Below are 26,403 nucleotides of genomic sequence, written 5' to 3'. Positions count from 1 at the left end.
CGCGTTTGGGCAGCCGACAGAACATACCTCGATCCTGTGACGACCTTTTCCAAAACTTGCTGCGGGGGGGCTTGGCGGGCAGATCACTATTACGTTGACTGCCAAGACCTCCAACAACGTGGGATGGCCGAATGACGTCACTAGCAAATGCTAGAGCAAACTCTGGAAAGAGGGCGAGTACGTTAAGTCTAAGCATCGCGCCCTCCCAACGACTGATCCGTGTAAAATGCCTTCCGACCGCCAGCACTCACACCAGCAGTCGGAAGGGCCCGACAAATCGGGCGACAGCGACAACAACGGAGGTAAATGAAAGCTGTGTCGAATTCGCATGTTTGAATCTATTTTCTAAAAAATCAATATTTTTTCCGCGCGTAAAATTCATTACGCTCTCGTGCGATAGGCTTCTGCTTTCAAACAAAGGTAAGAGGGAGCATCCGTAGGGGCGAGTTCGCTCTCCTAAGCGGCGCAGCGTTTAAGGCCGCACAGAAGTTAAGAATGGAGTGAAATATGGGATTTAGCGAAGCCGTTAAAACGTGTTTCTCGAAATACTTTCAGTTCTCCGGTCGGGCTTTACGCTCAGAATACTGGTGGTTCTTCTTGTTCGTGGTTCTCGCGAGCGCTGCTTTAGCTGTGCTGGATACGATCATATTCGGGACCAACCCCGAAACAGGGCAGGGATCTCGGGTTCTGTCCTCTGTTTTCCAACTGGCTGTTCTCATACCCATGCTGGCCGCCGGTTGGCGGAGGCTGCATGATACAGGACGACCTGGCTGGTATTTGCTGCTGCCGATGGCGCTCAGCATTACAACGCTTTTTGTTATGCTGGGCGGCGTGGCGTTCTTCTCGGTATTGGAGCAAGGGACGGAAAACCCCGATGCATTACGAGGACCCGCGGCAGTCCTGGGCGTGACCGGTATTGTTGTTGTCTCAATTCTTCAATTCATTCTGTCCATCCTGATGATCTGGTGGCTGACGCGACCTTCCCAAGAAGGCGCAAACGAATACGGCGCACCTGTTTCCTAACCTTGTTGCCCGGGTAACGGACCGGAAACTTTGGCTGAATGACAGTACGAACCACACCCCTGGAGAGAGAAAATGAGGTTCAAAACGATTTCCATTGGAATGCTACTGATGGCTATGGCGACCACCGCATCGGCGGAGTGGTCGTTCAACTCTGGGCCTAATCCCAATGCATTTATTCAGACCGGAAACATGACGCTGGAGCTTCAGTGTGACCGTATCCGCTTTGCTCCGGCTGGATATGAGGACAGCCAGGACATTGTGGAGAAGCAGGGGCTTTCCATTCGGTTTTTAAAGAATGGCACCACCGAAGTTGGGGCATTTCAGGTTGGCGCAGAAAACGCGGCTTTGCAGATCGTCGACAATTATCCTGTCGAGGTCAGTTTCAATAGTCAGCAGGATTATGGTTTTGTACTGGACCAGCTCGCGGCCAATGCATCCGTTAACCTGTCCATGATTGATCAAGATGTCAGCTACGGAATCTTTGACTTGAAAGGTTCCAGCGCGGCAATTCGGTCCCTTCGTTCCGCCTGCGATTCAGGAGCTAGCCAAGGGGCCTCCTACGAACCCCCAGAAGGCATCGTCTATTGTGGTGGCGGAGCGGTAGAGCGTGTCATCGAACCGGTAATTTTGGACAACCCGGACGGAGAATGGGACGCGCGAGTAACGGTCAACGGCGCGTCGATCAGAGCCATGACAGCCTACAGCTATTTCGGAAACTCTGAGCCACCGGCCGGATTTGTCGTTGCCCTGCTTGGGGAAGACAGGTCCGAATTTCTGATTTTTAACGAAGGCTTGGCAAACTGGCTGGAATATGGGGACTACAGGTATGATCAGTGCAACTGAAGCCACCTTCCAACCGGCTTCCCAATTGGCAAACTACTTGAAACGTTTGGTATCTGCGATCCTGCTTGGTTCGGGCCTGGTTTGGACCTCACCAGTTGTCGCGGCTGACGTTTCGCAACTTCCAACCGGTTTGCGAGCAAAGGTTGATCTGGCGGCACGAGCCTGCGCGGAGTTCAACAACGGTCAGTTTGGCTTAGATTGGGGCGCGGTCGAAAGGGTCGATCTCAACGGAGATCTACAACGCGACTGGGTTTTGAATGAGTCTGGTTTTGCGTGTTCGAGCGCCGCATCTCTTTACTGCGGAACTGGCGGATGCATGTCGCACTTTTGGGTTAGCGAAGAGGTGCACTCCTTGCTCAACCAAGGCTGGACGGTCGTTGATTTTGGGCGTCGACGCGTTGTCGTAGCGGATATTCATGGATCCAATTGCGACGGAATAAACCCAACGCCATGCGTCAGCGCTAGTGTTTGGGATGGCGAAGCCGACACTTGGCGCTCATCTGCTGGCGATTGGGAGTAAGCTGCATTTGGGCACCGCAGATAAGCCTGACGGCCTGTTTATTCGATGGGTTCTCTGTAGCACGCAATGAGGTCATTGGCCATGGATCTACCGAACCAATCTCTGGTTTGTGAGTGATCAACATCAACGCATTGGACAAAGCCACCAGTCACTCTGTCCAGTGTTGGAAACTAGTACCGAGCGTGGGCTCTCTTTTCGACGATCACGATCCTCTTCGTCTGACACTCCCGCAAAAAGACAAACAGTCCTGATCCCAAGATTAGCGTGACACCAAGCGGGATGGGAAGGTTCTGTATTTCTACCGACCTAAATTCCTTTCTCTGGTCACAATACGGACTGACCATTCCAAAAATTTCCTACCGCCACCTTGATTTTCTGGATCAATCATTCCAAATCATGCGCATGAGCGAAAAAACTCTACCCAATGGCGACATCAAATCATCCGCAGGTCCAGGCAGACCTCGTGCCTTTGACGAAGCTGAGGCTTTGGAAAAAGCCTTGTGCGTATTTTGGCACAAGGGCTACGAGACCGCGTCCGTGGACGATTTGACCAAGGCCATGGGTTTAAGCCGGTCCAGCTTCTATGGAACGTTCGTCAACAAGCAGACTTTATTTCACAAAGCTCTCAGGCACTATTCAAGGCGTGGTTTGAAAAATCTGCGTGACGTTGCAGATGCGAGCGGAAATGACCCCGTTGGTGCGATAATGGAAGCTTTGGCGAACCCACAAGGTGGTCGTGACGGCTGCATGCTGATCAATTGCCTTACGGAGCTTGCTCCTCATGATGATGAAGTGGCGGCTCTCGGGCGACAGCATTTGGAGAGTATTGACGAGATTATTGCGAGAGCGCTTGAGCCTTCAGATCCGGGTGTGGCTCTCGACAAGGCGCGCGCCTATGCCTCCCTTGCAATTGGCACGCTAGCCTTGCGCAAGGCGGGCGTTCCCGATGAGCAGATATCGCAAACCCTGAAACAAGCCCGGTTGGTGATTTCGCCATAAGGCCCCCCGCCACCATAAGGAAATGAAACCTAACACAAACTCAAACAAGAGACGGTGATCCTAATATTGGATTAATCGGTCCAATAATATCTGAACGTAGTTTACAAAAGAAGGAAGCAGCAATGGCTGATGAAAAACTGTTCTCCGGCATCAAAGCTGGTGCAATCGAGCTGAAAAACCGCATTGTCATGGCGCCATTGACCCGCAACCGGGCAAGAGCCGAGGATGACAGTGTCCATGAATTGCAGGCCAAGTACTACGCCCAGCGGGCGGGTGCAGGTCTGATCATAACGGAGGCTTCGCAAATCTCGCCCCAAGGCAAGGGCTATGCCTGGACGCCCGGCATTTATTCCGAAGCGCAGATCGACGGCTGGAAAAAAGTGACTGAGGCCGTCCATGCCAAGGACGGGAAGATTGTAATCCAGCTTTGGCATGTGGGCCGGATTTCGCATTACAGTTTGCAGCAGGATGGTGGCGCCCCTGTGGCACCATCCGCAATTGGAGCCAAGGCCAAGACGTTTGATGGTGAGCAGTTTGTTGAAACATCTGAACCGCGGGCTCTGGCCATCGAAGAAATTGCTGGCATCGTTGCGGACTACCGGAGGGCTGCGGAAAACGCCAAAGAGGCCGGTTTCGACGGTGTCGAGGTCCACGCAGCCAACGGATACCTTATCGATCAATTCCTGCGGGACGAATCCAACAAGCGTGAAGACGAATACGGCGGTCCTGTCGAGAATAGAGCGCGGTTCCTGAAAGAGGTCATGGACGTGGTTGTCGATGTCTGGGGCGCCAACCGCGTTGGTGTCCGCCTCAGCCCATTCTCGGACGCCAACAACATCTCCGACAGCGACCCACAGGCGACATTCACCCATGCGGTCAAATTGCTGAATGGCTATGGGCTGGCCTATCTCCATCTCGTGGAGGGACAGACCGGCGGCCCGCGCGATATTCCGGAAGGTGGCGATCTGAAGGCGCTCTATGAATTGTTTGACGGTGCGAAAATCGGCAACAACGCTTATGACCGCGAAATGGCGGTTGAAGCGGTTGAAACCGGAGCCGTCGATCTGGTGGCCTTTGGTCGGCCGTTTATTTCCAACCCGGATCTTGTCAACCGGCTGGAGAAAGACGCCGCGCTGAATGAGCTCGATCCAACCACTCTCTACGGCGGCACTGAAAAAGGGTACACCGATTACCCGGCACTGGAAGAGGAAGCGGTTGCCGCAGAGTGATACATCGCTCTTAACTCCGTAGTGACAAACAAAACCAAGCAAAGTGAGCGCGTCGGTTTGAACGCGCTCACCTGGCAGTTACGGAAATGCCCATTCTTGAAGCGAGGATCTATCACTAGCCTGCGAATTAACTGCTTCCCTATGATCAGGGTTGAATATTTCCAATCAGAATGCACTCTTGATTGAAAGGCGCCCGGTTTTAGTTGAAGAAGATGTGCGGTGACTACTTTCAATTTAGCGCGTTTCTTGAACCGCGCAAACTTATGGGCAAATCGTGCAAACTTATGGGCAAATCGTGCAAACTTATGCGCAAATGCCGCGCAAAATTATGGGCGAACACAGCCGAATTTCCTGAATGAAATCAACGATAGTAATGCATCGTTATGAGAACACCTACATCATGTGTAGGTTTGCGAATAACACTTCGCGCACCCAATAAGTTTGCGTAGTTTGCCCATAGTATTGCGCGGCACGATTGTCTGCCTTAACGATGAATTCAATCAGTTTTTGGCTCAGTCGTTGCGGTTATGGTCCTTTGCGTTGCTCGATCACGCAAAGGGGCTTCCCAAGGAACCTTGGGTTCCATGCGGCCTTTTTGCTTGGATTCTCGCGAACGTCTGCAATGCGTAGAATGCGGGCTTTGCAAATCTGCAAAGCCCATCCTCAATCGACAGACGGCGTGGTCTGGCTCTATCACCGATTTTATCAACGCCGTGTGATTTAAAAGCGGAATTATATGAATAGAATTTGACGCTCGTTTCTAGGCAATAGGCGCGATACGTTTCGTCAGTATCTACTCAGCGTCTCCAGTATTATGTTCCGCGTATTGACGTCGTTGTGGAAAATCCTGCCGGCGAGAAACTCGGACGGAAACTCAGGCCATGTCCTGCGCATTTCAGTGACGAGCCGTCGTGCTTCTTCTGAATTTCCCAACTGATCATACGCAACGGCTTGGAATAAGAGCGAAGGCGCACTGACTGGCGCTCCGGCAGCTGGCGCTCCCTGAAAGGCTTCAACAACACTTTCGTAGTTCCCGAGCATTAGTTGTGAAACGCCCCAGATGTTTCTCGCACCAAACCTACCAGATCCTGATTTGGGTCTCTCTGGGTTGCTAACCTCGGCAGCAAGTTCCGGGGCGTTAGCCAAGATGGCGGTCATACCTGCAACGTCGAGAATATGGCCATCCTTCGGCGCCAGTTCGACGGACATTCTAGCGTATTTCAATGCCTCGTTTGGCTGGTTTTTGACAGCCAGCACCCAACCATTTGCGCCGTTTGCCCACGCATCAGAGGGGGACAATTCAAGCGCTTTTCCAGACATTTCCGAGGCTTGATTGAAGAGATCATCCCTTTGTGCTTCATCCGGCGACAACACCGCCAGGATCGCCAAGACCTGCGCTGATCCGGCATAGCCGTCGGACAGACCCGGGTCGAGTTCCCTAGCGTACTGGAACATTCCCAGCGCTATTTGCTGACGCTTGACATCAAAAACGGGGAAAAACATGCCGCGGGCTTGATCCGCAAGGTTGACCGCCTGGAGTCGTGTCAATGATTGTTCACCAAGCGCCACACGTTCTGCTTGTTCGATGGATCGAGTTGTTGGCACAACCTCCCTGCTATCCTGGCTCATCCAGATGCCAAGTACAGCGACCAATGCAAGAACACCCAGTCCTGCATGCAGCAGTCGCCGCGAACGCCAACGGCCAACTGGATTGTCGCTCTTCAGTTCACTTGATGTGCGGTCTTCGATTGTAGGTTCGAATGAAAACCGCGGCTTGTATCCGCCGGGGTCAACAAAAATGCGAACTCCTTTGCCGTCCCAGTGATCTTCGTAGAACTGATGCAAAAGACGACGCAGCCGCCTTGCCTCAACGCGAACCAGGTTTTGACCACCAGTACCATCTATGCGCCGCCCATAGACCTCAACAGCGATAGCTTTGCCTCTAATCTGATTGCTTCGACCAGATAGAGATTCCTCGACTATATAGGTGAGAAATTGCGTGAGTCGTGGTGAAGCTTGAAACCCGTCGCTTGATACGATTCGACTCAGAGCTTCCCGAATGAGTTCCGGAGAAGGCTGCCCAACATGTTGATTTATTGTTAAATCGTTGGATTTGTTCAATGTCAACTCACCCCCAACTCACGGTGACTCACTTGGCCTTTGCGGTCAACCGCACTCATCTTGATTTGAGAATAGATAGTGGGTGTCGGGACTTTTCCAGTGACGGTCGACCTGATTGAAGAAATTCCAGAACTTTCTGATGTGCTGTCGGGGCGTATCGGAACGGATGCGCTACTCGGCGAGGTCATCGAAGACCTGAAGAAAGCATCTGCGTTTTCGAAAGACGCATCGATCTCGGCCTTAGAGCGCGCCGAATGGGCCCACATCAAATCTGAACTCATCAACGAGCTTCGCCGGATGTTGAAGCGCAACCTTTGAGATACTTCCAACTGAGGACCAATCCATGACCAAGGAAGACAATAGAAAAGACCAAGACGACAAACAGGTTCGGGCATCAGATCAAATTGAAGACCCGTCGCGGCGGAGTGTTCTTAAGGGCTTGGCAACTGGAGCGGCTGCGACAGGGGCAGCTGGGTTTGCGGCAGGAAGTGCCGAGGCCCACGAAGGAGACGGCCCACTAGGAGAAACACTCAAGAACCCATATGGTGGTCGACCCGCAGGCGGCATCTCTTTGCCAGAGTACTTCCGTCCTACGAAGTACATGACTGGTTCAAATGCGAACTATTTTCCGCTTAGTGAGGAGTTGGGGCCAGATGAGATGCGCATCTCATTCTGCGGCTCAACACCATATCCGCCGCGCGAAGATCAGGCGGGTACTTGTATCATGGTGGAGTTGGGGAATGGAAAACGGTTCTTCTTCGACTTTGGGTCCGGTTGTGTCCGCAACATCATTGCGATGCAAGTGCCTGGGCAGTTGATCAACGATATCTTCATCTCTCATTTGCATGTCGATCACTACGCCGACATTCCTTATATCTATCCGTTCCGGGCTTGGTCTGGAGGGTATACACCATTGCGCATCCATGGTCCCTCTGGTCGGACACCCGAACTTGGCACAGCTGGAATGGTCAAAGGCATGCAACAGATGCTCAAATGGCATCTGGAGGCCTTTGATGTGTTCCCGATTGGGGACGGCTATGAGATCGAGGTCAACGAGTTCGATTTCCGCCAAGAAGGTGGCATCGTTTATGACCAAGACGGTGTGACTGTTCGGTCCTGGCCGCGCAGTCATGCCAAGGACGGCGCAGTTGGTTATCGGCTCGATTGGAACGGTCTGAGCTTTGTATGGACCGGCGATGGACGCCCGGATGAGCTTTCACGGAAATACGGCGAAGGCGTTGATGTCTTTGTAACCGAAATGTCGGGACAGGATATTGGTCAGTTGATGACTTACAAATACGGTATCCCACAGGATCTCTTTAATTACACTATCGATACGCATCACACCTCCCACTATGCCGTGGGTAAGCTCTTTGCTGACACAAGGCCGCGTTTGGGAATGGTGACACACTATACCCAGGACGAAGACATTGACGCTGAAATGCTGGCTGGTATTCGCGCTCACTACGACGGTCTGTTCCAATGGGGTCTCGATGTAGCCGTTGTGAACGTGACCAAGGATGCAATCTGGTACAGGAAAGCTGCATTGCCCGGAAAATCCGGTACTGTGCCACCATTTCGTGAACTGGCTGCGGCAGCCGAGGCCGGGCGTATTGAGCTTCCGGATGAAATCACATTACCGAATCCGAGGCTCACCCGAGCAGATCAGCAAGACCAGAAGTACCGTGATATGGAGATCGATCCACGCGAATACTACCCAACTGACGTTTTCCGAGCACCCGGCGGAGATTGGCCGCAGAACTTTACCATCAAAGTTTCTGATATAATCGGCTCGCGCGATGAAGACTGAGAGGAGATCCAATCATGATTGAATTCGGTTCGACTTCTGCGATCCCCGTAACGATCCTTACCGGCTTTCTAGGAGCCGGTAAGACAACGCTTCTGAACCGCATCCTCACTGGCAATCACGGGTTGCGGGTTGCGGTTCTTGTAAATGACTTTGGATCCATAAACGTCGATGCAGACTTGGTGGTCGGCCTCGAAGATGACGTCATGAGCCTCGCGAATGGGTGCGTTTGCTGCTCGATACGAGATGACCTGATCGAAACGGTGGAAGCCGTTCTCGCCCGGCCTGAGAAACCGGAATACATCGTCCTTGAAGCAAGCGGAGTGTCGGATCCGTCATCAATTGCGATGACATTTACCGATCAGAAGTTTCGGGACATGATCCGCTTGGACAGCCTTATGTGTCTGGTTGATGCGGAACAGCTTTTTGCTGCGCCGGAACAAATGGAACTGAAGCTCCGTCAAATCGCGTTCTCAGATATGGTTATTTTGAACAAAGTCGATCTTGTCGACAGGGCCGCTGTTCAAAGGGTACACGATTGGCTCGGGTCTCGCTTCCGTCGCTATCGTTTGGTCGAAGCTGTCAATGCGGACGTCCCACTGGATATACTTCTTTCAGTCGGTCGCTTTGCCGCCGAACAGCTACAAACAGAAATACCCGATCATCATGAACATGGCCCCGACTGCGGTTGCCGCCACGCTGATCATTCAGACAGCTTTTCAACAACTATGATGAAAGCTGAACACCCCATAAGCCTATCCTCTCTCCGCAGCGCTATTCGGAAGCTTCCCGGTGATGTCTATCGTCTCAAGGGTTTTGTCTTCAGTGAGGAGGATCCGGATCATCGCATTCTTGTTCAGGTCGTTGGAAAACGTATGGACATCGCACGGGATGGAACATGGGGTGACCGCAAACCCGAAACAAGGCTTGTCGCGATAGGCGCACCGGGGGCCCTCTCCGAGGATGTGCTTTCGGATACGCTTATGGAGACAGTCTGAAAGCCATGTTCGATCAAGTATTTTGGCTATAAGTCAACCGTGCTGGATAATTTCATCCAGTTCGGCGGCGGCGGACTGTGAGTGGGCCATTGACGTCATTGCCAACCTGGCGATCTCAAGTGCAAGCCACCCATGAGAAAACGGCCAGCTAAGAGGAGACCGCCTATGAACCTCAGGTTGCTACGCTGCTCCATACTTGCCGGGATTGGTGCCCTTTCTGGTACTGCGTGGGCAGAGTCCCAGGAAGAAGAACTAGCAAAGCAACTTGCTAACCCCGTGGCCGCTCTCATTAGTGTACCATTCCAGGTGAACTATGATCAGAATTTGGGTGCCGACAGAAATGGTTCGCATTGGATATTAAACGTACAACCGGTTGTTCCCTTTGATCTTTCGGATGATTGGAACCTCATATCCCGAACAATTCTTCCAATTGCGTCCATAGATGGTGGCCTGCCGGGTTCTGGATCCGAGACTGGGCTAGGAGATACTGTTCAAAGCTTATTCCTTTCGCCCAAAAAACCAAGTGCGGGCGGTTGGATCTGGGGGGCTGGCCCCGTTTTTCTGCTGCCAACGTCGACAGATAACAGCTTAGGTCTCGGAGAGTGGGGTGCTGGAGTTACCGGCGTGGCACTCAAACAGCAGGGTCAGTGGACATATGGTGGCCTTACAAATCACATCTGGGACATTGATGGTGATACCGACATCAACCAGACGTTCTTACAGCCATTTATTTCCTACACAAATTCGAACGCGTGGACGTTCACATTAAACACTGAGTCCACCTACAACTGGGAAACCGATCAATGGTCTGTGCCAATCAACGGTGTTGTCACCAAAGTTACCCAACTCGGGGTTCAACTTATCAGCGTAGGCGGGGGAGTACGCTACTGGGCCGACGGCCCAGATAGTGGACCTGACGGTTGGGGCGTAAGACTTGTAGCTACCTTGCTATTTCCCAAATAGTTGAGCCCTTCCTGAGAGAATACCGCTTACGGTTATCGCAGCGAGAACTTCTTTCAGGAATTTCTCTTAAGAAACAGGCAAACTTTCTGCCCGGCTTGCTTACTTTCGGACATTGAGACCAATCGAGACGGATTGGGAATTGGCGCAGCAAGCATCAATTGGACATTTAACCCGGTTCGAACCTGTCGATATCATAGCGTGCCTTTGGTTCGAGCGCGCAAGGCAACAAGCAATGGTGCGAAGATCGACACTTCGTACTTGAAACCTAACATTGGGGATCTTGAGGACATCTTGGCGCACTCAAAAACTCGAAGACCTTCTGAACTTCAAGGTTATGTGGAGAAACGGTTGGAAGGTCATATGGTATCGAGCTGGATGGATAGCCAGCCGATTGATCTGGCGAACCGTTCTACCGAGATGCTTCGGGCATGCGTTGAGTTTGGAGCTCATACCGCGTTTTCGAAGCTAAACGAAGACAACTGGGATCACGCCGCTAAGGTAGGTTACGAGTTCACATCGAGGGGCGAGAAGGGAATTCGAAACGGCCTGAGATACCTATTGAATAGCTCTGAAAAGAACCAATCGCAGTCCGGGCCGCAGGGAACATTCGGAGGGCTTTTTCACTGGGTCTAGGCCGAACGCGGTGTTAAGCACATCGGACCTTTCAAAGAGGTTTTTCGGGAGTTCATTTTGGACAACGTCCGAGTAGAGCTAGGTACGTTGCTATTTGGCTCAGTGGTAGATCAAGCGAGGGTTCACTCAGTAGCGTCGCTTGCCAGAAAGTATGCTCTGCATCCGAAAACGGTTAGGAGTGCTTTGACAAAGTCCGGACTGCTTCGCGGCCCAAACGACCACTTTTCAATCCGTCAAACCGCTCGCGTCTAGCAAGCTGAGAAATTGATCAAAAAATTGGTCCGAGCTGTGCCTGTAGCTAAAATTCCGGATTACATCGAGTGCAAGAGGGCGCAGGCGCAGCAATAGTTGAAAGCAGGGATTCTTGAGCCGGTTGTAGATGATGAAAAGAAATTTAGCGGTCGCCACAAGCGCCGCTACAAACGACGCAACCGCCCCTCTCGTGACATTGCTGTGCAATGCACTGCCGGGCAGTGATACGAGATCATGTTCGGACGCCTGAAGGATTGGCGGCGTGTGGCAACCCGATATGACAGATGCCCAAAGGTATTCCTTTTGGCCATCGCTCTAGCAGCTACCGTGCTGTTCTGGCTGTAATTCAATGAGTCTGGAGCCTAGTTCGTGTGTGGGAGAGTGTGGAAACCAACGTTCTTATGACCGATTTGAACGTTCAGGGGTTTGGGATTGCAGTTTGCTGTCGCATTTGAGAATTAATCGTGCTTCACCTATGTTCGCTTACACTTGGCAGCTTTCGGTGATCTGATGCGATTTTTGAGATACACGGCGATGACAGCCTTTTTGGCCATTGCAAACAGCTCTTTTGCTCAACCCTCCAATAACGCACCATTTCTGACTACTGTTGAAGGCCTTCGAAACGGAAATGGAGTAATCATCGTAGCCGGCTTCAATAAAGCTGACGCATTTGAGGCAATGGACGTAACCAATGCGGCAGCGATGGCACAGATACCGGCGTCCGGCTCAAAGACCGCCTTCACGTTTCATTATTTGCCCCTGGGAGACTACGCTTTTGCCGCTCTTTACGATGAGGACATGGATGGTGACCTGGACATGAAGGTCCAGGTCCCGACCGAGGGCCTGCCTCCAGAATTCAAGGATGTTGCTGTCTTAGCCGGTGGAACCGCTCAGTCGTCATTGCGGCTGAAATATTGGGATTAGAACAATGGGACGCCCTTCAAATCGCGATGAGCGCTATGGTCAGGTCATGGAGGCGTTTGTGCGCTGTGTCGCACGGATGGGCCTGGATAGTGCCACCTTGAGTGCGATTGCAAAAGAGGCGGGGTTGACCCGCCCACTGATCCGTCACCACCTTGGCAACCGGGATGAGATGATCGTGGCCTTGCAGGATTACGTGTTGGACCAGTTCAACAGTGCTGCGAACGAATTGGTTGCCGCATTGCCGGATTCAGAGCCCGCGCATGCCTTGGTGAACTACCTATTCTCCGATCAGTCAGATTCGTCACCCGATCTGGTTCTGGCATTTGCGGCTCTTACGGCTCGGGCCAAAGAGGATGGTGAACTCAGATTAAACTGCCGGGCTTCGATCCTTGGATTTGAAGCGCAGGTTACTGAGGTTTTGCAGCGGAACTATCCCGGGGCTTCAGAGGTCAACACCCAGCGCGCAGCGCATGGCATAGTGGCGCTTTACTTCAACACGGCATCGCTTGCTGCCTTGGAGATGCCGGCAGAGTGGGTGAACCAGTCGAAGGCGATGGCAATTTCGCTATGTGAAAATCTGGCAGACCCCGCATAAAACGCAGCCATTCCGCAAACTACATTGTGTTCGCCCTGCTGATGACCTCGATTCTCCTGGGCTATCAATTTCTTTGGGGTCTGTTGTTTCTATATTGGAGCGTCCTTGGCATATCGTCTGGACAAGCTTTCTTGTTGACCGATGTCTGCATGGCAACTGAGCCGGTCCTGTTCTGGTGTATCCAGATCGCCAGGGTTGTGCTGGGTTTTTTCATGCTGCCGGGCGACTTCTTTCCATCGGTGGCTTAACTTTTCCAGAAGAGGAATGCACCCAATGTCAAACATGCTTTACCCCACTCAATGATCTGCTGAATGACAGTTTCAATCGTATGATGTCAGCCGATCAGTCCGGAGATCCCTTCAGGGAAACCTACCTGCGCCTGACGCGAAACGCCCAGGCCCAGCACGAGACTTTCGCTGCCGCCACCAAGGGCATTGAGGCCCCGGGCAGGTTCCCTGAAACTGACCTCGCACAGCAACTCAAGATGGTGGCCGCACCATCGCCGCCTCTGATCGTCTCGGGCTGGAGCAGCAGACTTTTTTTGTGCGCTACATCGGCTGGGACCATCATGATGAGTTGCTTGAAACCCATGCCAGCATGCTTGCCGTGTTGTCCCAAGCTCTGGGCGCCTTCCAGTCCGCGCTCGAAGACATGGGGCTGGCGGACAGGGTTGTCACCTTTACCGGTTCCGATTTTGGCCGCACGCTCACATCGAATGGCAACGGATCGGACCACGGTTGGGGCGGCAATACCTTGGTGATGGGGGATCCCATTGTCGGTGGCCGAATTTTCGGTGACTACCCTGTCCTGGGGTTGGGCGATGACAACCCGCTGGATGTGGGTGACGGCGTGCTGATCCCAACGACTTCTACCGATCAGCTCTATGCAGACCTTTCTCGTTGGTTTGGTGTTCAGGATGCGGCCCTAACTGAGATACTCCCCAATCTACGGCGTTTTGCGGCTCCGGGCGAACGACTTGGGTTGATTGGGTAACACCATACTTTCAAGCGGTGATCGCATGAAATGCCCCGCAATGATCGTGGCATTCGTTTGACCGCAGGCGGCCAAGTGTAAACACTTGAATGCTTGCTCGCTATTGGTTCTGAAGGCGTCGGCTCCCACGATCGAGACAACAACTTCGTCCAGATGCCATTCGTCATCGAGATTGCCATCCGACCGGGGATGGTTCGTTCTGGTGAACCCCCGTCCGAAGTTTCCGGCCCGGGCTGTATTATATATTGCGAAACGACGATGCTGTGCTCGGGAAGAAGATCTGAGCTCGAGAGCGGCCAAACCCTTTTCTTTATTAAGCAGCGTTTTCCTGCGGTGAATGCGTTTTTAAACCAGAGCTTCATTTGTCGAGCGGTCTACTTGACATGGGTCTGAAATCCATTACTTGTCACAAAAGACAACTTATTAGGAGGCGATGAGAATGGAACTCCTCAACACGTACATTAGCGACTTTCAGCTCAACTATTGGGAGACAATGATCGACGAGTGGTTTTTCGTCTTTGCAATAGGTTTCCTGATCTTTGAGCTTGTACGCTACGCCATAGGGAAAAAGCTTAGCTTCGAGATGGTTGGGGACACGGTCACCAACTTCATCACTCTTGGCTTTTTCATTGCGATTACCTTTGTGCTGATGGCCGGCTTTTATGTCGGAGCGTATGTCTGGGCGTCGCAATATGCTGTGTTCGACATTCCCACGACATGGGCGTCGTTCCTGACTGTGCTGGTTCTTGCGGACCTTGCCTATTACTGGGAACACCGAATCCTGCACCGGATCAATATTCTGTGGGCCACCCATTCGGTGCATCACAGTTCACCTTTCTTCAACATCTCGGTGGCTTACAGGCATGGTCCGCTGGATGGCTTCTGGCCCGTCTTCTTCCACCTGCCGTTGGTTCTTCTCGGCTTCAATCCCTTCGTTGTTTTGATTGCGGAACTTCTGGTGCAGCTCTACCAGACGGCGCTGCACACCGAGGTGGTTCGCAAGCTTTGGAAGCCCATTGAGTACATCATGAACACGCCGTCGCATCACCGTGTGCACCATGGGTCAAACCGCAAGTACCTGGACAAGAATTATGGCGGGATCTTCATCATCTGGGACCGTATGTTTGGCACATTCGAAGAGGAGAACGAGGAAGTCACCTATGGTCTGGTTACGCCCATCAATTCGGTGAATCCGTTTGTGGCGTTTTTCCACGGCTTTACCCGTGTCTTTCGCGATGCGTGGCGTATGCCGGGTTTCCGGAACAAGCTGGCGGTTCTGTTCCGTCCGCCCGGCTGGCAGCCCAAGAAACAAGACACCAAAACTTCGAACCACTCTTAAGGCGAGGACCAAGCCATGCCGTCCAACTCAAAACGCATCTTCGGGGCTCTGGCCACAGCCGCCCTGTTTGTTGGCGGAGCCTGGGTCGCCTCAGGTTTTCGCACCGACATCGCCGTGACCTCGGCCTCTTCGACAGGAACGCCGTCCGACTATGGGCTGGTGATCAACCTGCGCGGCGCACGCAGTGACAAAGGTCAACTTGTTGTCATGGCTTTTGATAATGCTGCCGCCTTCGACATACTGGATTACAACGCAGCCGCTGGCTTTATCGCGCTTCCGGCCAGCATGGAACCGCAACGCGTGGACTTCCCTGATCTGAATGCCGATTACTATAGCGTTGTGGCCTACCATGACGAAAATGGCGACTATGAGATGGGTTTTGACGAAAACTGGATGCCAACGGAAGGTTATGCTGTTTCGGGAATGAATGACCTCTATGATGATCCTGTGTTTGAATATTCACTGATCAGCCCGGGCATGCCGGTGGATTTGGTTTTCTTCTATTGGCCCGCGCAATCCTAGGGTCAGGATTCATAACCAATAGATGACGAGAGCGGCGAGCGCGATGGCCGAGAGGAACACCTTTGGTGATCGGTCATAGCGTGTCGTCAAGCGTCTCCAATCCTTGAGCTTGCCAAAAATCCCAGAAGACATGGAAAAGATCGCAGTCATGGGCATCGACATCGGTAAAGACACAAGCCACCTCGTCGACTTTGGTCATGCAGGCCGGCGCGTTTTGCGCAAGAAGATTTAGCGGTTAGAACTAACGCCTATCTTTGAGAAACTTTCGCGTTGCGTCGTTGGGATGGAAGCCTGCATGAGCGCGCATTTTGTCAGCCGACTGCTGCGAGAGCTCGGTTTTGAGCCTCGGATCATCCCAGCGACCTATGTGAAGCCATTCAACAAGGGACAAAAGAACGACTACAATGATGCGGAGGCAATTGCAGAAGCAGTGATGCGTCCAAACCTGCACACGGTCACTGAGAAGAGCCAGGACCAGTTGGACCTGCACGCAATGCACCGGGTTCGTTCCTGGCTGGTGGCGCTGCGGACTGCCACGTGTCGGACGTCAGCGCCAATGGGACAGTTTAGGTCGATTTGATAAGAGAGGGTTTCTGGCACATCGTAACCACCAAGGAGCGGAGATGATATAGGTCAAAGCGTTTAGCATTTGATCCAGTGGATCAAATGTAGCGCATGACCGGAACGTGTAAGAGCCACGGCGAGAAGGTCGTCAAAGACATCCTCCGCGCCACCCGCAAGCAGTATTCAGCGGAAGAGAAGATCAAGGTCGCACTGGACGGCCTGAAGGGCGAGGACAGCATTGCAGAGCTGTGTCGCCGCGAGGGCATAGTGCAGAGCCTCTACTACAGTTGGTCCAAGGAGTTCCTGGAAGCCGGCAAGAAACGTCTGGCAAGCGACACGGCACGTGCTGCGACATCGACCGAGGTCAAAGGCCTGCGCTGTGAGGTCCGCGATCTGAAAGAAGTTGTGGCAGAACAGGACTTGGAACTGCGCCTGCTCAAAAAAAGCATGATCGCGCCCTCTCGGCAGCATCCTTCGGATGCGCTTGCTGGGCAGTGAATCAGGCGTCCACGCCCCCCTTTTTGACGCCCAAACTGGTCGTTGTGCGGTGCGCCTTCAGGTAGGTCGCGTCCACTGCCCGGCAGTCGAAACGCAGTTTCGATGAGAGGAGATCATCACGGTCTTATCTTCTCCGTGCTTAGCGGCCAACCCGGCCATCATCCGGGCGAAGATGCCCTTGCCGCTCCACCGTTTCCAGTGGTTGTAGAGCGTTTCCCGGGCTTACGCGGCCCCACTGGGGCCACAGTCCCCTTCAACTGTGCGGGCCGTATTCCTTCGGCGCATCGCGCCAGCGCAAACCATTGCGACTAATGAAGACTATTCCGCTCAACACCCGCTACCTGGGCGTCGGTCAGCCAAAACAGATCAGACATGTTCACCGCTCGTTCTTCGCCCGCGCACGTGAGGTTAACGGTTTGCCGCGCAAGATCGTCATCGACAAAAGTGCTGCCAATACAGTTGGCATCACGGCAATCAACAAGATGCTCAAAAGCTTTGGTTGCCCGATCCTGATTGAGACGGTCAGGCTGAAATACCTCAACAACATCATTGAACAAGACCACCGCTTCATCAAACGAAGGATCAGACTCATGCTGGGGTTCAAATCACTCGTTTCAGCCGCATCTGTCCTGGCAGGCATAGAATTGGCAAACATGATCCGCAAAGGTCAATTTGCGCCCGGGCTTCGTCCGTTTCAGCAATTTATCCAGCTGGTGGGGTATTCGCCTCTCAAGTTTCGTCTATACAACTCTCAAAGAAATTTGCGACAGAACCCGCGCAAGTCCGGCGACCTTTCAGCCGGCCAGTTTCACCTTCCGCAAATAAGGCCGGATCTCTTCCCAACCTTGCGGGAACAGTTCCTTGGCGTTTTCATTCGGAATTGATGATGGAATGATCGCCGCACCACCAGGCACCCAATCGGCGGGCAGGGCCACGCATTTCGCGTCGCTGGTTTGCAGCGCATAGATCACACGCAGGATTTCTTCGAAGTAGCGCCCAACGCTGATGGGATAGGTCATGGTCAGGCGCAGCTCCTCGTCGGGGTCGATGATGAACACCGACCGTACCGCGGCGGTTTCGGACTGCGCCGGGTGGATCATCTGATACAGTTTGGCGATCTTCAGATCAGGGTCGGCCACGATGAGAAAGGTCAGGTTCGTATGCTGGGTGTCGTTGACGACTTCGATCCAGCGCAGGTGTTCGGCGACGGTGTCGGTGCGCAGATCGATGGGTTTCACGCCACGCTCGGAAAATTCGTCGGCCAGCTGCGCAATGCGGCCCATTTCAGTGGTGCAGACCGGAGTAAAGTCGGCGGGATGGCTGAAAAAAACGCCCAGTCGTCGCCGATCCAGTGTTGGAAGGAAAACGGGCCGGTCGTGGTGTCGGCTTGGAAATCGGGAACTACGTCCCCAAGAAGCAAGGTCATTGGTCTTCCTTTCGGTCTTTTGGGCTTTATTTCATCGGTTCAGGTAGTTCCGTGCCGCATCCCGGTCAGTGACAAGATCGCCGAGCTTGCTAATAAGTTATATTTAGAATAGAGGTTTCGAAAAAAAGGCGTACATGAAACTCACATCCTATTCCAATTTCGCTCTGCGTTCGTTGCAGTTGGCGGCGCTTAAGGCGCCGAACCGCATCCGCGTAGACGATGTCGTGCGCGTGCACGGGCTGGCCCGACCGCATATCGTGAAGATCGTGCACGAATTGGGCCGCGCCGGTTATCTGGAAACCACGCGGGGTCGGGGTGGTGGGTTCCGGCTGGCCAAACCGGCCGAGGACATCGTCATCGGCGATGTCATTCGCCTGACCGAAGGGCCACTGGCCGTGGTCGAGTGTTTCAATCCTGAAAAAAATACCTGTCCGCTGATCGGAATATGCAAGCTGTCACAAGCGATTCAAAAAGCGACCCGGGCGTTCATGGCGGTGCTCGATGATCTGACCCTCGCCGACATCGCCGCAAACCGGGGTGAGTTGCTAAACCGCATCGCGCCGATCGAGGAGGGCATCGTGGCACCCATGCGCAAGGCAAGATGACGATCACCGACTGGACCGAGCGTTTCCACGGCACCAGCCGCCTTCCCAAACCGGTACGGGAAAGGTTGCGGACAGCCGCCCGAATCCTGTGTTTCCCGAAGGGTGCCCAGGTATTCGGGCCCGACAATGTGCCCGACAGCCTGCTCTTTCTGTATCACGGCCGGGTCCGGGTCTCTCAAAGGTCGGATTCCGGGCGCGAGATTGTGTTGTATCGAGTCGAGGCCGGTGAAAGCTGTGTACTGACCACAGCCTGCATGTTGGCCGAAGAAGCTTATAATGCAGAAGGTATTGCCGAGACCGATGTCGTTGCCGTGGTTCTGCCGAAGCTCTCGTTTGATCGTCTGGCCTCGGAAGAGGATGCCTTTCGCCAGTTTGTCTTCGAGGCCTATTCGCGCCGATTGATCGATCTGTTGCGGGTGGTGGATGATGTGGCCTTCGGACATCTGGACGTGCGCTTGGCCGAGCGTCTTCTTGTCTTGGCCGAGGGGGGCGATGAAATCCGGGCCACCCATCAACAGCTTGCCAGCGAGCTGGGCACTGCGCGCGAAGTCATCACGCGGATTTTGCAGGATTTCCAAAAGCGCGAGATGATCAGCCAATCGCGCGGACGGATCACTTTGACCGACAAGCCTGCATTGGAAAGACAGGCTCACGGCGTCTGAAAATTGCCAAAGGGTTGCGGGTTTCGTGACTTTGTCACTGAACTGGTGCTTTGAAAGTTATATTTGCATTTCAACTTTAGATTCGCGCCCAAGGTATCGAGGCCCTGAACAGAATTTCGGTTGCCGGCGGACCAAAACCCAGGAGACGGAAATGGATGACCGCAAAAACATCCCGAAGCTCGGCGGCATTGCCCTTGCGGCGCTTGCCGCTGCGGCGGTCGGTGCGCTCGGCACCTGTTTTCTGCGGCACGATGCACCCGGCCGCAAGGCTGGAAGGGCCGGCAGCCCGATGCGGCATCGCCACACAGCGGAAGGGCAAGGCCATGACGACGTGAACACGCCGGGATTGCGCGGCCGAAATGCGACGCCCGAGGAAATAGCCAAACTGGCAGCGATGTTCCGCAACTTCGATCCCATCACGGGAAATGTCGAAAACCTGCCGGACGGCATCCGTACCGTCACCCGGTCACCGGATACCCGGGTCATGGCGGCCGTTCACGAAATGATGTTGACGCGCGGCTGACAAAGGCTCGACTCGCGCCCAAGAGGAGGCACGAATATGAACGATCAGAAGTCCATTGACACGCACAACCAAAGGATGACAGACGCGATCGCGACGCCGATTGGCGCCTATCCTGTTGACCAAAGCGTCAGGCCCGAGGTTCAGGGGTTCTATGACGAGGCGACGGCGACGATCAGCTATATCGTCAAGGACCCGACGTCGAACGCCTGCGCGATCATCGACAGCGTGATGGACATCGACTATGCGGCCGGCAGGATCACGTTCGACCATGCCGACCTGCTGATCGTCGAGATCGAAAAGCAGGGTCTGAAGCTGGAATGGATCATCGAAACGCATGCGCATGCGGATCATTTGTCGGCGGCGCCCTACATCCAGCAGAAGCTGGGCGGCATGATCGGCATCGGCGAGAACATCAAGATCGTGCAGGAGGTGTTCGGCAAGATCTTCAACGAAGGCACCGAGTTCCAGCGCGACGGCAGCCAGTTCGATGCGCTGTTCACCGATGGCATGACCTACAAGATCGGCAACATGACCGCCTTTGCCATGCACACGCCGGGCCACACGCCGGCCTGCATGGTGCATGTCATGGGCGATGTGGCTTTTGTGGGTGACACGCTGTTCATGCCCGATGGCGGCTCGGCCCGGGCCGATTTCCCGGGCGGGGATGCCGGCACGCTGTATGACTCGATCCAGAAGGTGCTGAGCCTGCCTGACGAGACGCGCCTGTTCATGTGTCACGACTATGGCCCCAACGGGCGGGACATCCGCTGGGAAACCACCGTGGCCGAGGAGAAGGCGCACAACATCCATGTGGGCGGCGGCAAGAGTCGGGACGAGTTCATCAAGATGCGCACCGAGCGTGACGCGACGCTGGCCATGCCGACACTGATCATCCCGTCGATCCAGGTCAACATCCGCGCGGGCGACGTCCCGACCGATCAGGATGGGAATCAGATGCTCAAAGTTCCCGTCAACAAACTCTGATCTGCGGAGGCAACATGGATATTAGGAAAATATCAGACGCACTGTCGGTCTCGCCGCAGATCACGCCGGGCGACATGGAAACCGTCAAGGCGGCGGGGTTTCGGGCGATCATCTGCAACCGGCCCGATGGCGAAGGTGCCGATCAGCCCAGCTTTGACGAGATCGAGGCTGCGGCCCGGAAACATGGCCTTGAGGCGCGCTATGTCCCGGTACAGAGCGGGATGGTCAAGGATGATGACTCGCAGGCATTTGGCCGTACCCTGACCGAGTTGCCGGGCCCGGTTCTGGCCTATTGCCGGACGGGCACGCGCTCGGCCACGTTGTGGTCGCTGCACGAGGCAGCGCACAAGCGGCCCGTCTCCGAGATTCTGACGGCCACCAAGGTCGCCGGTTACGACATGAGCGGCGTCGCCCGCCGAATCGCCAATGGCGGCAAGACCCCGACCGACACGGGGGATGCGTCCTTTGACGTGGTGATCGTAGGCGGCGGCGCCGGGGGCATCGCCACCGCCGCCAGCCTGCATGCGCGCAAATCCGACTTGTCGATCGCCATCATCGACCCGTCCGACGTGCATTATTATCAACCCGGTTGGACCCTGGTGGGCGGCGGCGTATTCACGCCCGAACAGACGGCCAAGACGATGGGTTCGCTGATCCCGAGGGGAGTCAAATGGATCAAGGCCGCTGTGGCCGCGTTCGAGCCGCAGAACAACGCCGTGATTCTGGATGGTTGCCGGGTCGTCAAATACGACCGTCTGGTGGTGTCTCCGGGGCTCAAGCTGGACTGGGGCGCGGTTGAGGGGCTGGAGGAAACGCTGGGCCGTAACGGGGTGACCTCGAACTATCGCTATGACCTGGCGCCTTATACCTGGCAGTTGGTCGAAGGGCTGAAGGCGGGCCGCGCGCTGTTCACCCAACCGCCGATGCCGATCAAATGTGCCGGCGCGCCGCAGAAGGCGATGTATCTGTCGGGCGATGCGTGGGTCCGGCGCGGGGTTCTGAAGGATATCGACATCCAGTTCATGAACGCGGGCGGGGTGCTGTTCGGGGTAAAGGACTATGTCCCGGCGCTGATGGAGTACGTCAGGAAATACGACGCCACGCTGAATTTCTTTCACAATCTGGTTTCAGTGGACGGTCCCGCGAAAACGGCCACGTTCACGGTGGCCAAACCCGATGAGCAGCCCGAGCAGGTGACGGTCGAGTTCGACATGATGCATGTCTGCCCGCCGCAGGTGGCGCCGGACTTCATCCGGGTCTCGCCGCTGGCCGATGCGGCGGGTTGGGTCGATGTCGATCAGGCGACGCTGCGGCACAAGAGCTTTGACAACATCTGGTCTCTGGGCGACGTGATGAACGCCCCAAACGCCAAAACCGCGGCCGCCGCGCGCAAGCAGGCGCCGACCTTGGCCGACAACATCCTGGCCGATATCGAAGGGCGCTCGCCGGTGGCGGCCTATGACGGCTATGGCTCGTGCCCGCTGACGGTGGAGCGCGGCAAGATCGTGCTGGCCGAGTTCGGGTATGGCGGTGTTCTGAAACCCAGTTTCCCAAAATTCCTGATCGACGGCACCAGACCCAGCCGCGCGGCCTGGTTCCTCAAGGAAAAGCTGCTGCCACCGGTCTATTGGTCGGCAATGCTGAAGGGCAAGGAATGGATGGCCAAGCCCGAACCGTTGAAAGTCGCGGCTGAATAAGCCGCCCACCCCCGAAACCGACGCAAGTTCTGTCCTGTCTTCGCGCAAGTCAGGCCTTGATCTGGCGGTCAGAGCCATCTCGTGCTGACCGCCGCCTTTTCAGGACGAAACCCCATGCAGAGCCTTTATCGTTACCTTCCCATTCTCGACTGGGGCCGCCGGTATGATCGGGCGGCGCTGTCGAACGACCTGATCGCCGCAGTGATCGTCACGATCATGCTGATCCCGCAATCGCTGGCCTATGCGCTGCTGGCGGGGCTGCCGCCCGAGGCGGGGATCTATGCCTCTATCGTGCCGATCATCCTCTATGCGGTTTTTGGAACCAGTCGGGCGCTGGCGGTGGGGCCGGTGGCGGTGGTGTCGCTGCTGACGGCAAGCGCCGTGGGGCAGGTGGCCGAGCAGGGCACCGCCGGATATGCGGTGGCGGCGCTGACACTGGCCTTTCTGTCAGGCGGGTTCCTGGTGTTGCTGGGCGTGTTCCGGCTGGGCTTTCTGGCCAACTTCCTGTCGCATCCGGTAATTGCGGGCTTCATCACCGCATCGGGCATCCTGATCGCCACCAGCCAGCTCAAGCACATCCTGGGGGTCAGCGCGCATGGGCATACTCTGCCCGAGATGCTGGGATCGATCGTTGAGAATCTCGGCCAGACCAACGGGATCGCCCTGGTGATCGGCGTGCTGGCAACGGCCTTCCTGTTCTGGGTGCGCAAGAACCTCAAACCCGCGCTGCGACGCATCGGGGTGCCACCGCTGCTGGCGGATGTGCTGACCAAGGCCGGGCCAGTGGCGGCCGTTGTGGCAACCACCGTTGCGGTCTGGGCCTTCGGACTGGACGCGCGGGGTGTCAAGATCGTCGGCGAGGTGCCTCAGAGCCTGCCGCCGCTGACCCTGCCGGGACTGTCTTCGGACCTGATCGGCGTGCTGCTGGTGCCCGCCATACTGATCTCGATCATCGGCTTCGTCGAAAGTATTTCGGTTGCGCAGACGCTGGCCGCCAAGAAATGCCAGCGTATTGACCCGGATCAGGAACTGATCGGCCTTGGGGCGGCCAATCTGGGCGCCGCGTTCTCCGGGGGATACCCCGTTACGGGGGGATTCGCACGATCGGTGGTCAATTTCGATGCGGGCGCCGAAACCCCTGCGGCCGGTGCCTTCACCGCCATCGGGTTGGCGATAGCCGCGCTGTTCCTGACCCCGCTGGTCTACTTCCTGCCCAAGGCAACGCTGGCCGCTACGATCATCGTGGCGGTGCTCAGCCTGGTGGATTTCTCGATCCTGAAAAAGACCTGGGGCTATTCGCGGGCCGATTTTGCCGCCGTGGCCGCCACCATCCTGCTGACCCTGCTGGCCGGGGTCGAGACCGGCGTGGCCAGCGGTGTGGCGATCTCGATCCTGCTGCATCTGTACAAGACCTCGCGCCCGCATGTGGCCGAGCAGGGGCTGGTGCCGGGCACCCAGCACTTCCGCAACATCTTGCGCCACAAGGTCGAGACCGACCCCACGCTGGTCACGCTGAGGGTGGATGAAAGCCTGTACTTTGTGAACGCCCGCTTCCTCGAGGATCTGATCCAGTCGCGCGTGACCGAAGGCTGCGAGATCTGCAACGTGGTTCTGATGTTCTCGGCGGTGAACGAGGTCGACTTTTCGGCGCTGGAAAGCCTCGAGGCGATCAATGACCGCCTGCGCGACATGGGCGTCGGTCTGCATCTGAGCGAGGTCAAAGGCCCGGTCATGGACAGGCTGAAACAGTCCCACTTCCTCGACGACCTGAACGGCAAGGTCTTTCTGTCACAGTATGACGCGTGGAAATCCCTGACCGACCGCGAACCGGTGCGCGCGGCGGAATAGCCCTGTCAGATCAGTTCTTCATGGGCCTTGCGCGCGATGGTTTCGATGACCTGGCGACCGGAGCGGCCCACCATGGAATATTCCCACCGCCCATCCTGCCAGAACACGATGCCCAAATCCCCGTCGCGCCGGTATTGAAACGAGGTTCGAGCTGGGTCCGTGGTCAGATTGGCAAACAGGCTGAGGCGGTCGCCGGATTCGTTTTCGTACAGGAAGAAGGCCGCCGGGCCTTGGCCCAGTGGCAGCAGCCGACCTCCGATCAGCCGGTAGCCGGTCTCTCCCAGTTCCGGCGCGAACACTGGCGCGCCCAGCCGGTTGCTGAGCCAGGTTTGCAGATGCTCGCGCTCATCGGCGAACACCTCGACCGGGTGCAGAACCTCGGGTGAATAAAGGGCGTGTGCCGCTGCCGCCTGAATTGGTGCCTGCGCCATCAATTTCTCGGGCTTGACAGAATCCCGCGACAGGAGCAGGCCACTGCCCAGACCCAAGGCAAAGATCGCCACCGCTGCGGCCAGCCGCCCTAACACACCGTGACTGGCGCCTTCGCGCGCCCTGTGCATCAGCCGGTCCAGTTGCGCGGGATCGGGCTGCGGCACCGAGATGCGCATTATTCCCGCCTGCCGGATCATCGCCGCCAGCCGCGCACGGTCGGCGGGATGTGCGGCAAGGTGCCGGTCCAGACGGTCCTGCTGAGATGGCGTCAACTGGCCGTCGACTGCGGCCTGAATCAGAGTGTCCATGTTCGGTTCGGTCGTCATGTCATGCTCCGCAATCGTGATTTGCCCGCCTGTTCTTCCGGGGCTTGCAGCCGTGTCCGGGCCCGGGACAACCGAGACATGACGGTGCCCTGCGGGACGCCCAGCAATCGGGCGGTCTCGGCATAGGTCAACCCCGCGATGGTGACCGCCAGCAGAACAAGTTTCTGATCCTCCGGCAAGGCGTCGATCCGACGCCACAGCCAGCGCAGTTCCAATCGCTCTTCGGCGGTTGCCCCGGGCGAGACCAGTTGATCCAACGCCCGAGGATCGGTTTCGGGACGGATCGCAGCGCGCCGCCGGTCATTGCGAAAACAATTAAGCAGGATTTTCATCGCCCAGGGCTTGACCGGGTGGCCCGGCCATCTGAGCCCCTTTTTTCGGATCGCGCGCAAGACCGCATCCTGCACCAGATCGTCGGCCAGGTCGCGATTCTGGGTCAGTGAAAACGCAAATCGCCACAGATCGGGCAAGGCGTCTTCGAGTTGCTGGTCGAATGTCCGTGTCATCGTCTAAGCCAAAGGCGGCCCGGTCGGACCGCCCCCTGGTGCCGCAATCAGGGCCGCGCGGTATGCCACACGCCCTTAACGCCGTCGCCGGTCATTTCTCCGGGTTGCTTGTCCTTGATCCACAGATACAGCGGTTGGCCCTTGTAGGCGACCTGCAGTGTTCCATCGTCGCGCTGGATCAACGAATAGTTCTTGGGCAGTTCGGTTCCCGCGGCTGCGGTCAGCGGCGGCCAGTTCACTGCGCATTGATCATAGCAGTAGGACTTGCCCGTTTCGTCTTTGTCGAACGTATAAAGAGTCATCTTGTTGGCATCCATCAAAATAGTCTGATCGCCCAGTTTCCCGGTCAGGACCGGGGCGTCGCCAGCTGCGGCGGCGGTTGCAAGGGCGCATGCCATCAGGGTGGATGCGGTCAGCGCAAAAGAAGTGCGGGTCATTCGGGTGTTCCTCCGTGTCGGGCGTCTGCATCATCGCAGACATGACACTTACACGCAGGCGATCGGGTTTATTCCCCCGGGCTTGAATTTTATTCGCGCCCGGCAGGGTCATGCGTGCCGCGCCAAATGCCGGT

Annotated in this window: 24 protein-coding genes and 7 pseudogenes; 24 read left to right on the top strand and 7 right to left on the bottom strand. The window is 55.7% G+C overall.

Annotation, left to right across the window (positions count from 1 at the left end; all coding sequences use genetic code 11):
• Positions 1–507: 507 nt before the first annotated feature.
• The 5 genes from ACR0FB_RS04885 to ACR0FB_RS04865 all read left to right on the top strand — a co-directional run bounded on the left by ACR0FB_RS04885 (position 508) and on the right by ACR0FB_RS04865 (position 4,614).
• The gene (locus ACR0FB_RS04885; RefSeq protein ID WP_171638331.1) at positions 508–1,023 is read left to right on the top strand and encodes a DUF805 domain-containing protein; all 516 of its coding nucleotides are present in this window, start codon (positions 508–510) and stop codon (positions 1,021–1,023) included.
• Between the two features lie 72 nt (positions 1,024–1,095).
• Positions 1,096–1,866, top strand: coding sequence for a hypothetical protein (locus ACR0FB_RS04880; RefSeq protein WP_480620279.1), 771 nt, complete (start codon positions 1,096–1,098; stop codon positions 1,864–1,866).
• The gene (locus tag ACR0FB_RS04875; protein ID WP_480488332.1) at positions 1,850–2,386 is read left to right on the top strand and encodes a hypothetical protein; all 537 of its coding nucleotides are present in this window, start codon (positions 1,850–1,852) and stop codon (positions 2,384–2,386) included. The genes ACR0FB_RS04880 and ACR0FB_RS04875 overlap by 17 nt, the downstream gene beginning before the upstream one ends.
• A gap of 264 nt (positions 2,387–2,650) precedes the next feature.
• Positions 2,651–3,385 carry a TetR/AcrR family transcriptional regulator gene (locus tag ACR0FB_RS04870; RefSeq protein WP_480620277.1) on the top strand — a complete coding sequence of 245 codons (735 nt, stop codon included), beginning with the start codon at positions 2,651–2,653 and terminating at the stop codon, positions 3,383–3,385.
• A gap of 122 nt (positions 3,386–3,507) precedes the next feature.
• The gene (locus ACR0FB_RS04865) at positions 3,508–4,614 is read left to right on the top strand and encodes an alkene reductase (protein WP_171638337.1); all 1,107 of its coding nucleotides are present in this window, start codon (positions 3,508–3,510) and stop codon (positions 4,612–4,614) included.
• Between the two features lie 786 nt (positions 4,615–5,400).
• Here the strand turns inward: ACR0FB_RS04865 and ACR0FB_RS04860 are convergent.
• Positions 5,401–6,735: a tetratricopeptide repeat protein gene (locus ACR0FB_RS04860; RefSeq protein ID WP_480620275.1), complete on the bottom strand. Its 1,335-nt coding sequence runs from the start codon at positions 6,733–6,735 to the stop codon at positions 5,401–5,403.
• 99 nt (positions 6,736–6,834) lie between these two features.
• On the opposite strand from ACR0FB_RS04860, the gene ACR0FB_RS04855 reads away from it, so the two are divergent.
• The 10 genes and pseudogenes from ACR0FB_RS04855 (at position 6,835) to ACR0FB_RS04810 (ending at position 15,761) form a co-directional block, all read left to right on the top strand.
• Positions 6,835–7,053, top strand: coding sequence for a hypothetical protein (locus tag ACR0FB_RS04855; RefSeq protein WP_171638341.1), 219 nt, complete (start codon positions 6,835–6,837; stop codon positions 7,051–7,053).
• Positions 7,054–7,078: 25 nt separating this feature from the next.
• A complete protein-coding gene (gntH, locus tag ACR0FB_RS04850; RefSeq protein ID WP_480620273.1) occupies positions 7,079–8,545 on the top strand; it encodes a guanitoxin biosynthesis MBL fold metallo-hydrolase GntH in 1,467 nt (488 codons plus the stop codon).
• 14 nt (positions 8,546–8,559) lie between these two features.
• Entirely contained in the window at positions 8,560–9,540 is a 981-nt protein-coding gene (locus ACR0FB_RS04845; protein ID WP_171723854.1) for a CobW family GTP-binding protein, read from the top strand.
• Positions 9,541–9,705: 165 nt separating this feature from the next.
• Positions 9,706–10,503 (top strand): transporter family protein, encoded by a 798-nt coding sequence (locus ACR0FB_RS04840; protein WP_480620271.1) that lies wholly within the window; start codon positions 9,706–9,708, stop codon positions 10,501–10,503.
• A 1,041-nt stretch (positions 10,504–11,544) separates the two neighbouring features.
• Positions 11,545–11,733, top strand: a pseudogene (locus ACR0FB_RS04835) (hypothetical protein); the annotation flags it as partial.
• 165 nt (positions 11,734–11,898) lie between these two features.
• Complete coding sequence (locus tag ACR0FB_RS04830; RefSeq protein WP_480620270.1) at positions 11,899–12,312, top strand: DUF2141 domain-containing protein; 414 nt, start codon at positions 11,899–11,901, stop codon at positions 12,310–12,312.
• 4 nt (positions 12,313–12,316) lie between these two features.
• Positions 12,317–12,907, top strand: coding sequence for a TetR/AcrR family transcriptional regulator (locus ACR0FB_RS04825; RefSeq protein ID WP_171638349.1), 591 nt, complete (start codon positions 12,317–12,319; stop codon positions 12,905–12,907).
• Between the two features lie 489 nt (positions 12,908–13,396).
• Positions 13,397–13,900: pseudogene (locus ACR0FB_RS04820) on the top strand (DUF1501 domain-containing protein); the annotation flags it as partial.
• Between the two features lie 439 nt (positions 13,901–14,339).
• Complete coding sequence (locus tag ACR0FB_RS04815) at positions 14,340–15,239, top strand: sterol desaturase family protein (RefSeq protein ID WP_480620268.1); 900 nt, start codon at positions 14,340–14,342, stop codon at positions 15,237–15,239.
• A gap of 15 nt (positions 15,240–15,254) precedes the next feature.
• Positions 15,255–15,761: a DUF2141 domain-containing protein gene (locus ACR0FB_RS04810; protein ID WP_480620266.1), complete on the top strand. Its 507-nt coding sequence runs from the start codon at positions 15,255–15,257 to the stop codon at positions 15,759–15,761.
• Between the two features lie 9 nt (positions 15,762–15,770).
• Here the strand turns inward: ACR0FB_RS04810 and ACR0FB_RS04805 are convergent.
• A pseudogene (locus ACR0FB_RS04805) lies at positions 15,771–15,881 on the bottom strand (IS5/IS1182 family transposase); the annotation flags it as partial.
• 10 nt (positions 15,882–15,891) lie between these two features.
• On the opposite strand from ACR0FB_RS04805, the pseudogene ACR0FB_RS04800 reads away from it, so the two are divergent.
• Together ACR0FB_RS04800 and ACR0FB_RS04795 are read left to right on the top strand one after the other, a co-directional pair.
• Positions 15,892–16,299: pseudogene (locus tag ACR0FB_RS04800) on the top strand (IS110 family transposase); the annotation flags it as partial.
• Positions 16,300–16,436: 137 nt separating this feature from the next.
• Positions 16,437–16,769: pseudogene (locus tag ACR0FB_RS04795) on the top strand (transposase); the annotation flags it as partial.
• Positions 16,770–16,836: 67 nt separating this feature from the next.
• Here ACR0FB_RS04795 and ACR0FB_RS04790 read toward each other — a convergent pair.
• A pseudogene (locus ACR0FB_RS04790) lies at positions 16,837–17,197 on the bottom strand (hypothetical protein); the annotation flags it as partial.
• A gap of 12 nt (positions 17,198–17,209) precedes the next feature.
• On the opposite strand from ACR0FB_RS04790, the pseudogene ACR0FB_RS04785 reads away from it, so the two are divergent.
• Positions 17,210–17,542, top strand: a pseudogene (locus ACR0FB_RS04785) (DDE-type integrase/transposase/recombinase); the annotation flags it as partial.
• A gap of 75 nt (positions 17,543–17,617) precedes the next feature.
• Here the strand turns inward: ACR0FB_RS04785 and ACR0FB_RS04780 are convergent.
• Positions 17,618–18,160, bottom strand: coding sequence for a redoxin domain-containing protein (locus tag ACR0FB_RS04780; RefSeq protein WP_480620461.1), 543 nt, complete (start codon positions 18,158–18,160; stop codon positions 17,618–17,620).
• 223 nt (positions 18,161–18,383) lie between these two features.
• On the opposite strand from ACR0FB_RS04780, the gene ACR0FB_RS04775 reads away from it, so the two are divergent.
• The 6 genes from ACR0FB_RS04775 to ACR0FB_RS04750 all read left to right on the top strand — a co-directional run bounded on the left by ACR0FB_RS04775 (position 18,384) and on the right by ACR0FB_RS04750 (position 24,568).
• On the top strand, positions 18,384–18,854 hold the full coding sequence (locus ACR0FB_RS04775) for an Rrf2 family transcriptional regulator (RefSeq protein WP_480620264.1): 471 nt from the start codon (positions 18,384–18,386) through the stop codon (positions 18,852–18,854).
• Positions 18,851–19,516, top strand: a complete 666-nt coding sequence (locus tag ACR0FB_RS04770) for a Crp/Fnr family transcriptional regulator (RefSeq protein WP_480620263.1) — start codon at positions 18,851–18,853, stop codon at positions 19,514–19,516. Before ACR0FB_RS04775 ends, ACR0FB_RS04770 begins: the two co-directional genes overlap by 4 nt.
• 151 nt (positions 19,517–19,667) lie before the next feature.
• Positions 19,668–20,039, top strand: a complete 372-nt coding sequence (locus tag ACR0FB_RS04765; RefSeq protein ID WP_171638358.1) for a hypothetical protein — start codon at positions 19,668–19,670, stop codon at positions 20,037–20,039.
• Between the two features lie 99 nt (positions 20,040–20,138).
• The gene (locus ACR0FB_RS04760; protein WP_480620459.1) at positions 20,139–21,023 is read left to right on the top strand and encodes an MBL fold metallo-hydrolase; all 885 of its coding nucleotides are present in this window, start codon (positions 20,139–20,141) and stop codon (positions 21,021–21,023) included.
• Between the two features lie 14 nt (positions 21,024–21,037).
• Positions 21,038–22,720, top strand: coding sequence for a bifunctional protein tyrosine phosphatase family protein/NAD(P)/FAD-dependent oxidoreductase (locus tag ACR0FB_RS04755; RefSeq protein WP_171723847.1), 1,683 nt, complete (start codon positions 21,038–21,040; stop codon positions 22,718–22,720).
• A gap of 114 nt (positions 22,721–22,834) precedes the next feature.
• On the top strand, positions 22,835–24,568 hold the full coding sequence (locus ACR0FB_RS04750) for a SulP family inorganic anion transporter (RefSeq protein ID WP_480620260.1): 1,734 nt from the start codon (positions 22,835–22,837) through the stop codon (positions 24,566–24,568).
• A 5-nt stretch (positions 24,569–24,573) separates the two neighbouring features.
• Here the strand turns inward: ACR0FB_RS04750 and ACR0FB_RS04745 are convergent, their stop codons facing one another.
• From ACR0FB_RS04745 to ACR0FB_RS04735, 3 genes are read right to left on the bottom strand one after another with little or no spacing between them, the layout of a single operon-like run.
• Complete coding sequence (locus ACR0FB_RS04745; RefSeq protein ID WP_480620258.1) at positions 24,574–25,326, bottom strand: anti-sigma factor family protein; 753 nt, start codon at positions 25,324–25,326, stop codon at positions 24,574–24,576.
• Entirely contained in the window at positions 25,323–25,832 is a 510-nt protein-coding gene (locus ACR0FB_RS04740; protein ID WP_480491106.1) for an RNA polymerase sigma factor, read from the bottom strand. Before ACR0FB_RS04740 ends, ACR0FB_RS04745 begins: the two co-directional genes overlap by 4 nt.
• A 47-nt stretch (positions 25,833–25,879) precedes the next feature.
• On the bottom strand, positions 25,880–26,269 hold the full coding sequence (locus tag ACR0FB_RS04735) for a COG4315 family predicted lipoprotein (RefSeq protein ID WP_480620256.1): 390 nt from the start codon (positions 26,267–26,269) through the stop codon (positions 25,880–25,882).
• Positions 26,270–26,403 lie beyond the last annotated feature (134 nt).

This window comes from Ruegeria sp. P10, assembly GCF_056534925.1.
The sequence above is the reverse complement of the archived record's forward strand: the minus strand, read 5'-3'. Positions and strand labels throughout refer to the sequence as shown.

Excerpts from the sequence above, each read along its gene's own strand:
- ACR0FB_RS04750 (WP_480620260.1), top strand. The coding sequence starts at position 22,835 with ATGCAGAGCCTTTATCGTTACCTTCCCATTCTCGACTGGGGCCGCCGG.
- ACR0FB_RS04765 (WP_171638358.1), top strand. The coding sequence starts at position 19,668 with ATGGATGACCGCAAAAACATCCCGAAGCTCGGCGGCATTGCCCTTGCG.
- ACR0FB_RS04875 (WP_480488332.1), top strand. The coding sequence starts at position 1,850 with ATGATCAGTGCAACTGAAGCCACCTTCCAACCGGCTTCCCAATTGGCA.
- ACR0FB_RS04755 (WP_171723847.1), top strand. The coding sequence starts at position 21,038 with ATGGATATTAGGAAAATATCAGACGCACTGTCGGTCTCGCCGCAGATC.
- ACR0FB_RS04775 (WP_480620264.1), top strand. The coding sequence starts at position 18,384 with ATGAAACTCACATCCTATTCCAATTTCGCTCTGCGTTCGTTGCAGTTG.
- ACR0FB_RS04825 (WP_171638349.1), top strand. The coding sequence starts at position 12,317 with ATGGGACGCCCTTCAAATCGCGATGAGCGCTATGGTCAGGTCATGGAG.
- ACR0FB_RS04815 (WP_480620268.1), top strand. The coding sequence starts at position 14,340 with ATGGAACTCCTCAACACGTACATTAGCGACTTTCAGCTCAACTATTGG.
- ACR0FB_RS04845 (WP_171723854.1), top strand. The coding sequence starts at position 8,560 with ATGATTGAATTCGGTTCGACTTCTGCGATCCCCGTAACGATCCTTACC.
- ACR0FB_RS04880 (WP_480620279.1), top strand. The coding sequence starts at position 1,096 with ATGAGGTTCAAAACGATTTCCATTGGAATGCTACTGATGGCTATGGCG.
- ACR0FB_RS04885 (WP_171638331.1), top strand. The coding sequence starts at position 508 with ATGGGATTTAGCGAAGCCGTTAAAACGTGTTTCTCGAAATACTTTCAG.
- gntH (WP_480620273.1), top strand. The coding sequence starts at position 7,079 with ATGACCAAGGAAGACAATAGAAAAGACCAAGACGACAAACAGGTTCGG.
- ACR0FB_RS04735 (WP_480620256.1), bottom strand. The coding sequence starts at position 26,269 with ATGACCCGCACTTCTTTTGCGCTGACCGCATCCACCCTGATGGCATGC.
- ACR0FB_RS04745 (WP_480620258.1), bottom strand. The coding sequence starts at position 25,326 with ATGACGACCGAACCGAACATGGACACTCTGATTCAGGCCGCAGTCGAC.
- ACR0FB_RS04830 (WP_480620270.1), top strand. The coding sequence starts at position 11,899 with ATGCGATTTTTGAGATACACGGCGATGACAGCCTTTTTGGCCATTGCA.
- ACR0FB_RS04840 (WP_480620271.1), top strand. The coding sequence starts at position 9,706 with ATGAACCTCAGGTTGCTACGCTGCTCCATACTTGCCGGGATTGGTGCC.
- ACR0FB_RS04865 (WP_171638337.1), top strand. The coding sequence starts at position 3,508 with ATGGCTGATGAAAAACTGTTCTCCGGCATCAAAGCTGGTGCAATCGAG.
- ACR0FB_RS04810 (WP_480620266.1), top strand. The coding sequence starts at position 15,255 with ATGCCGTCCAACTCAAAACGCATCTTCGGGGCTCTGGCCACAGCCGCC.
- ACR0FB_RS04770 (WP_480620263.1), top strand. The coding sequence starts at position 18,851 with ATGACGATCACCGACTGGACCGAGCGTTTCCACGGCACCAGCCGCCTT.
- ACR0FB_RS04740 (WP_480491106.1), bottom strand. The coding sequence starts at position 25,832 with ATGACACGGACATTCGACCAGCAACTCGAAGACGCCTTGCCCGATCTG.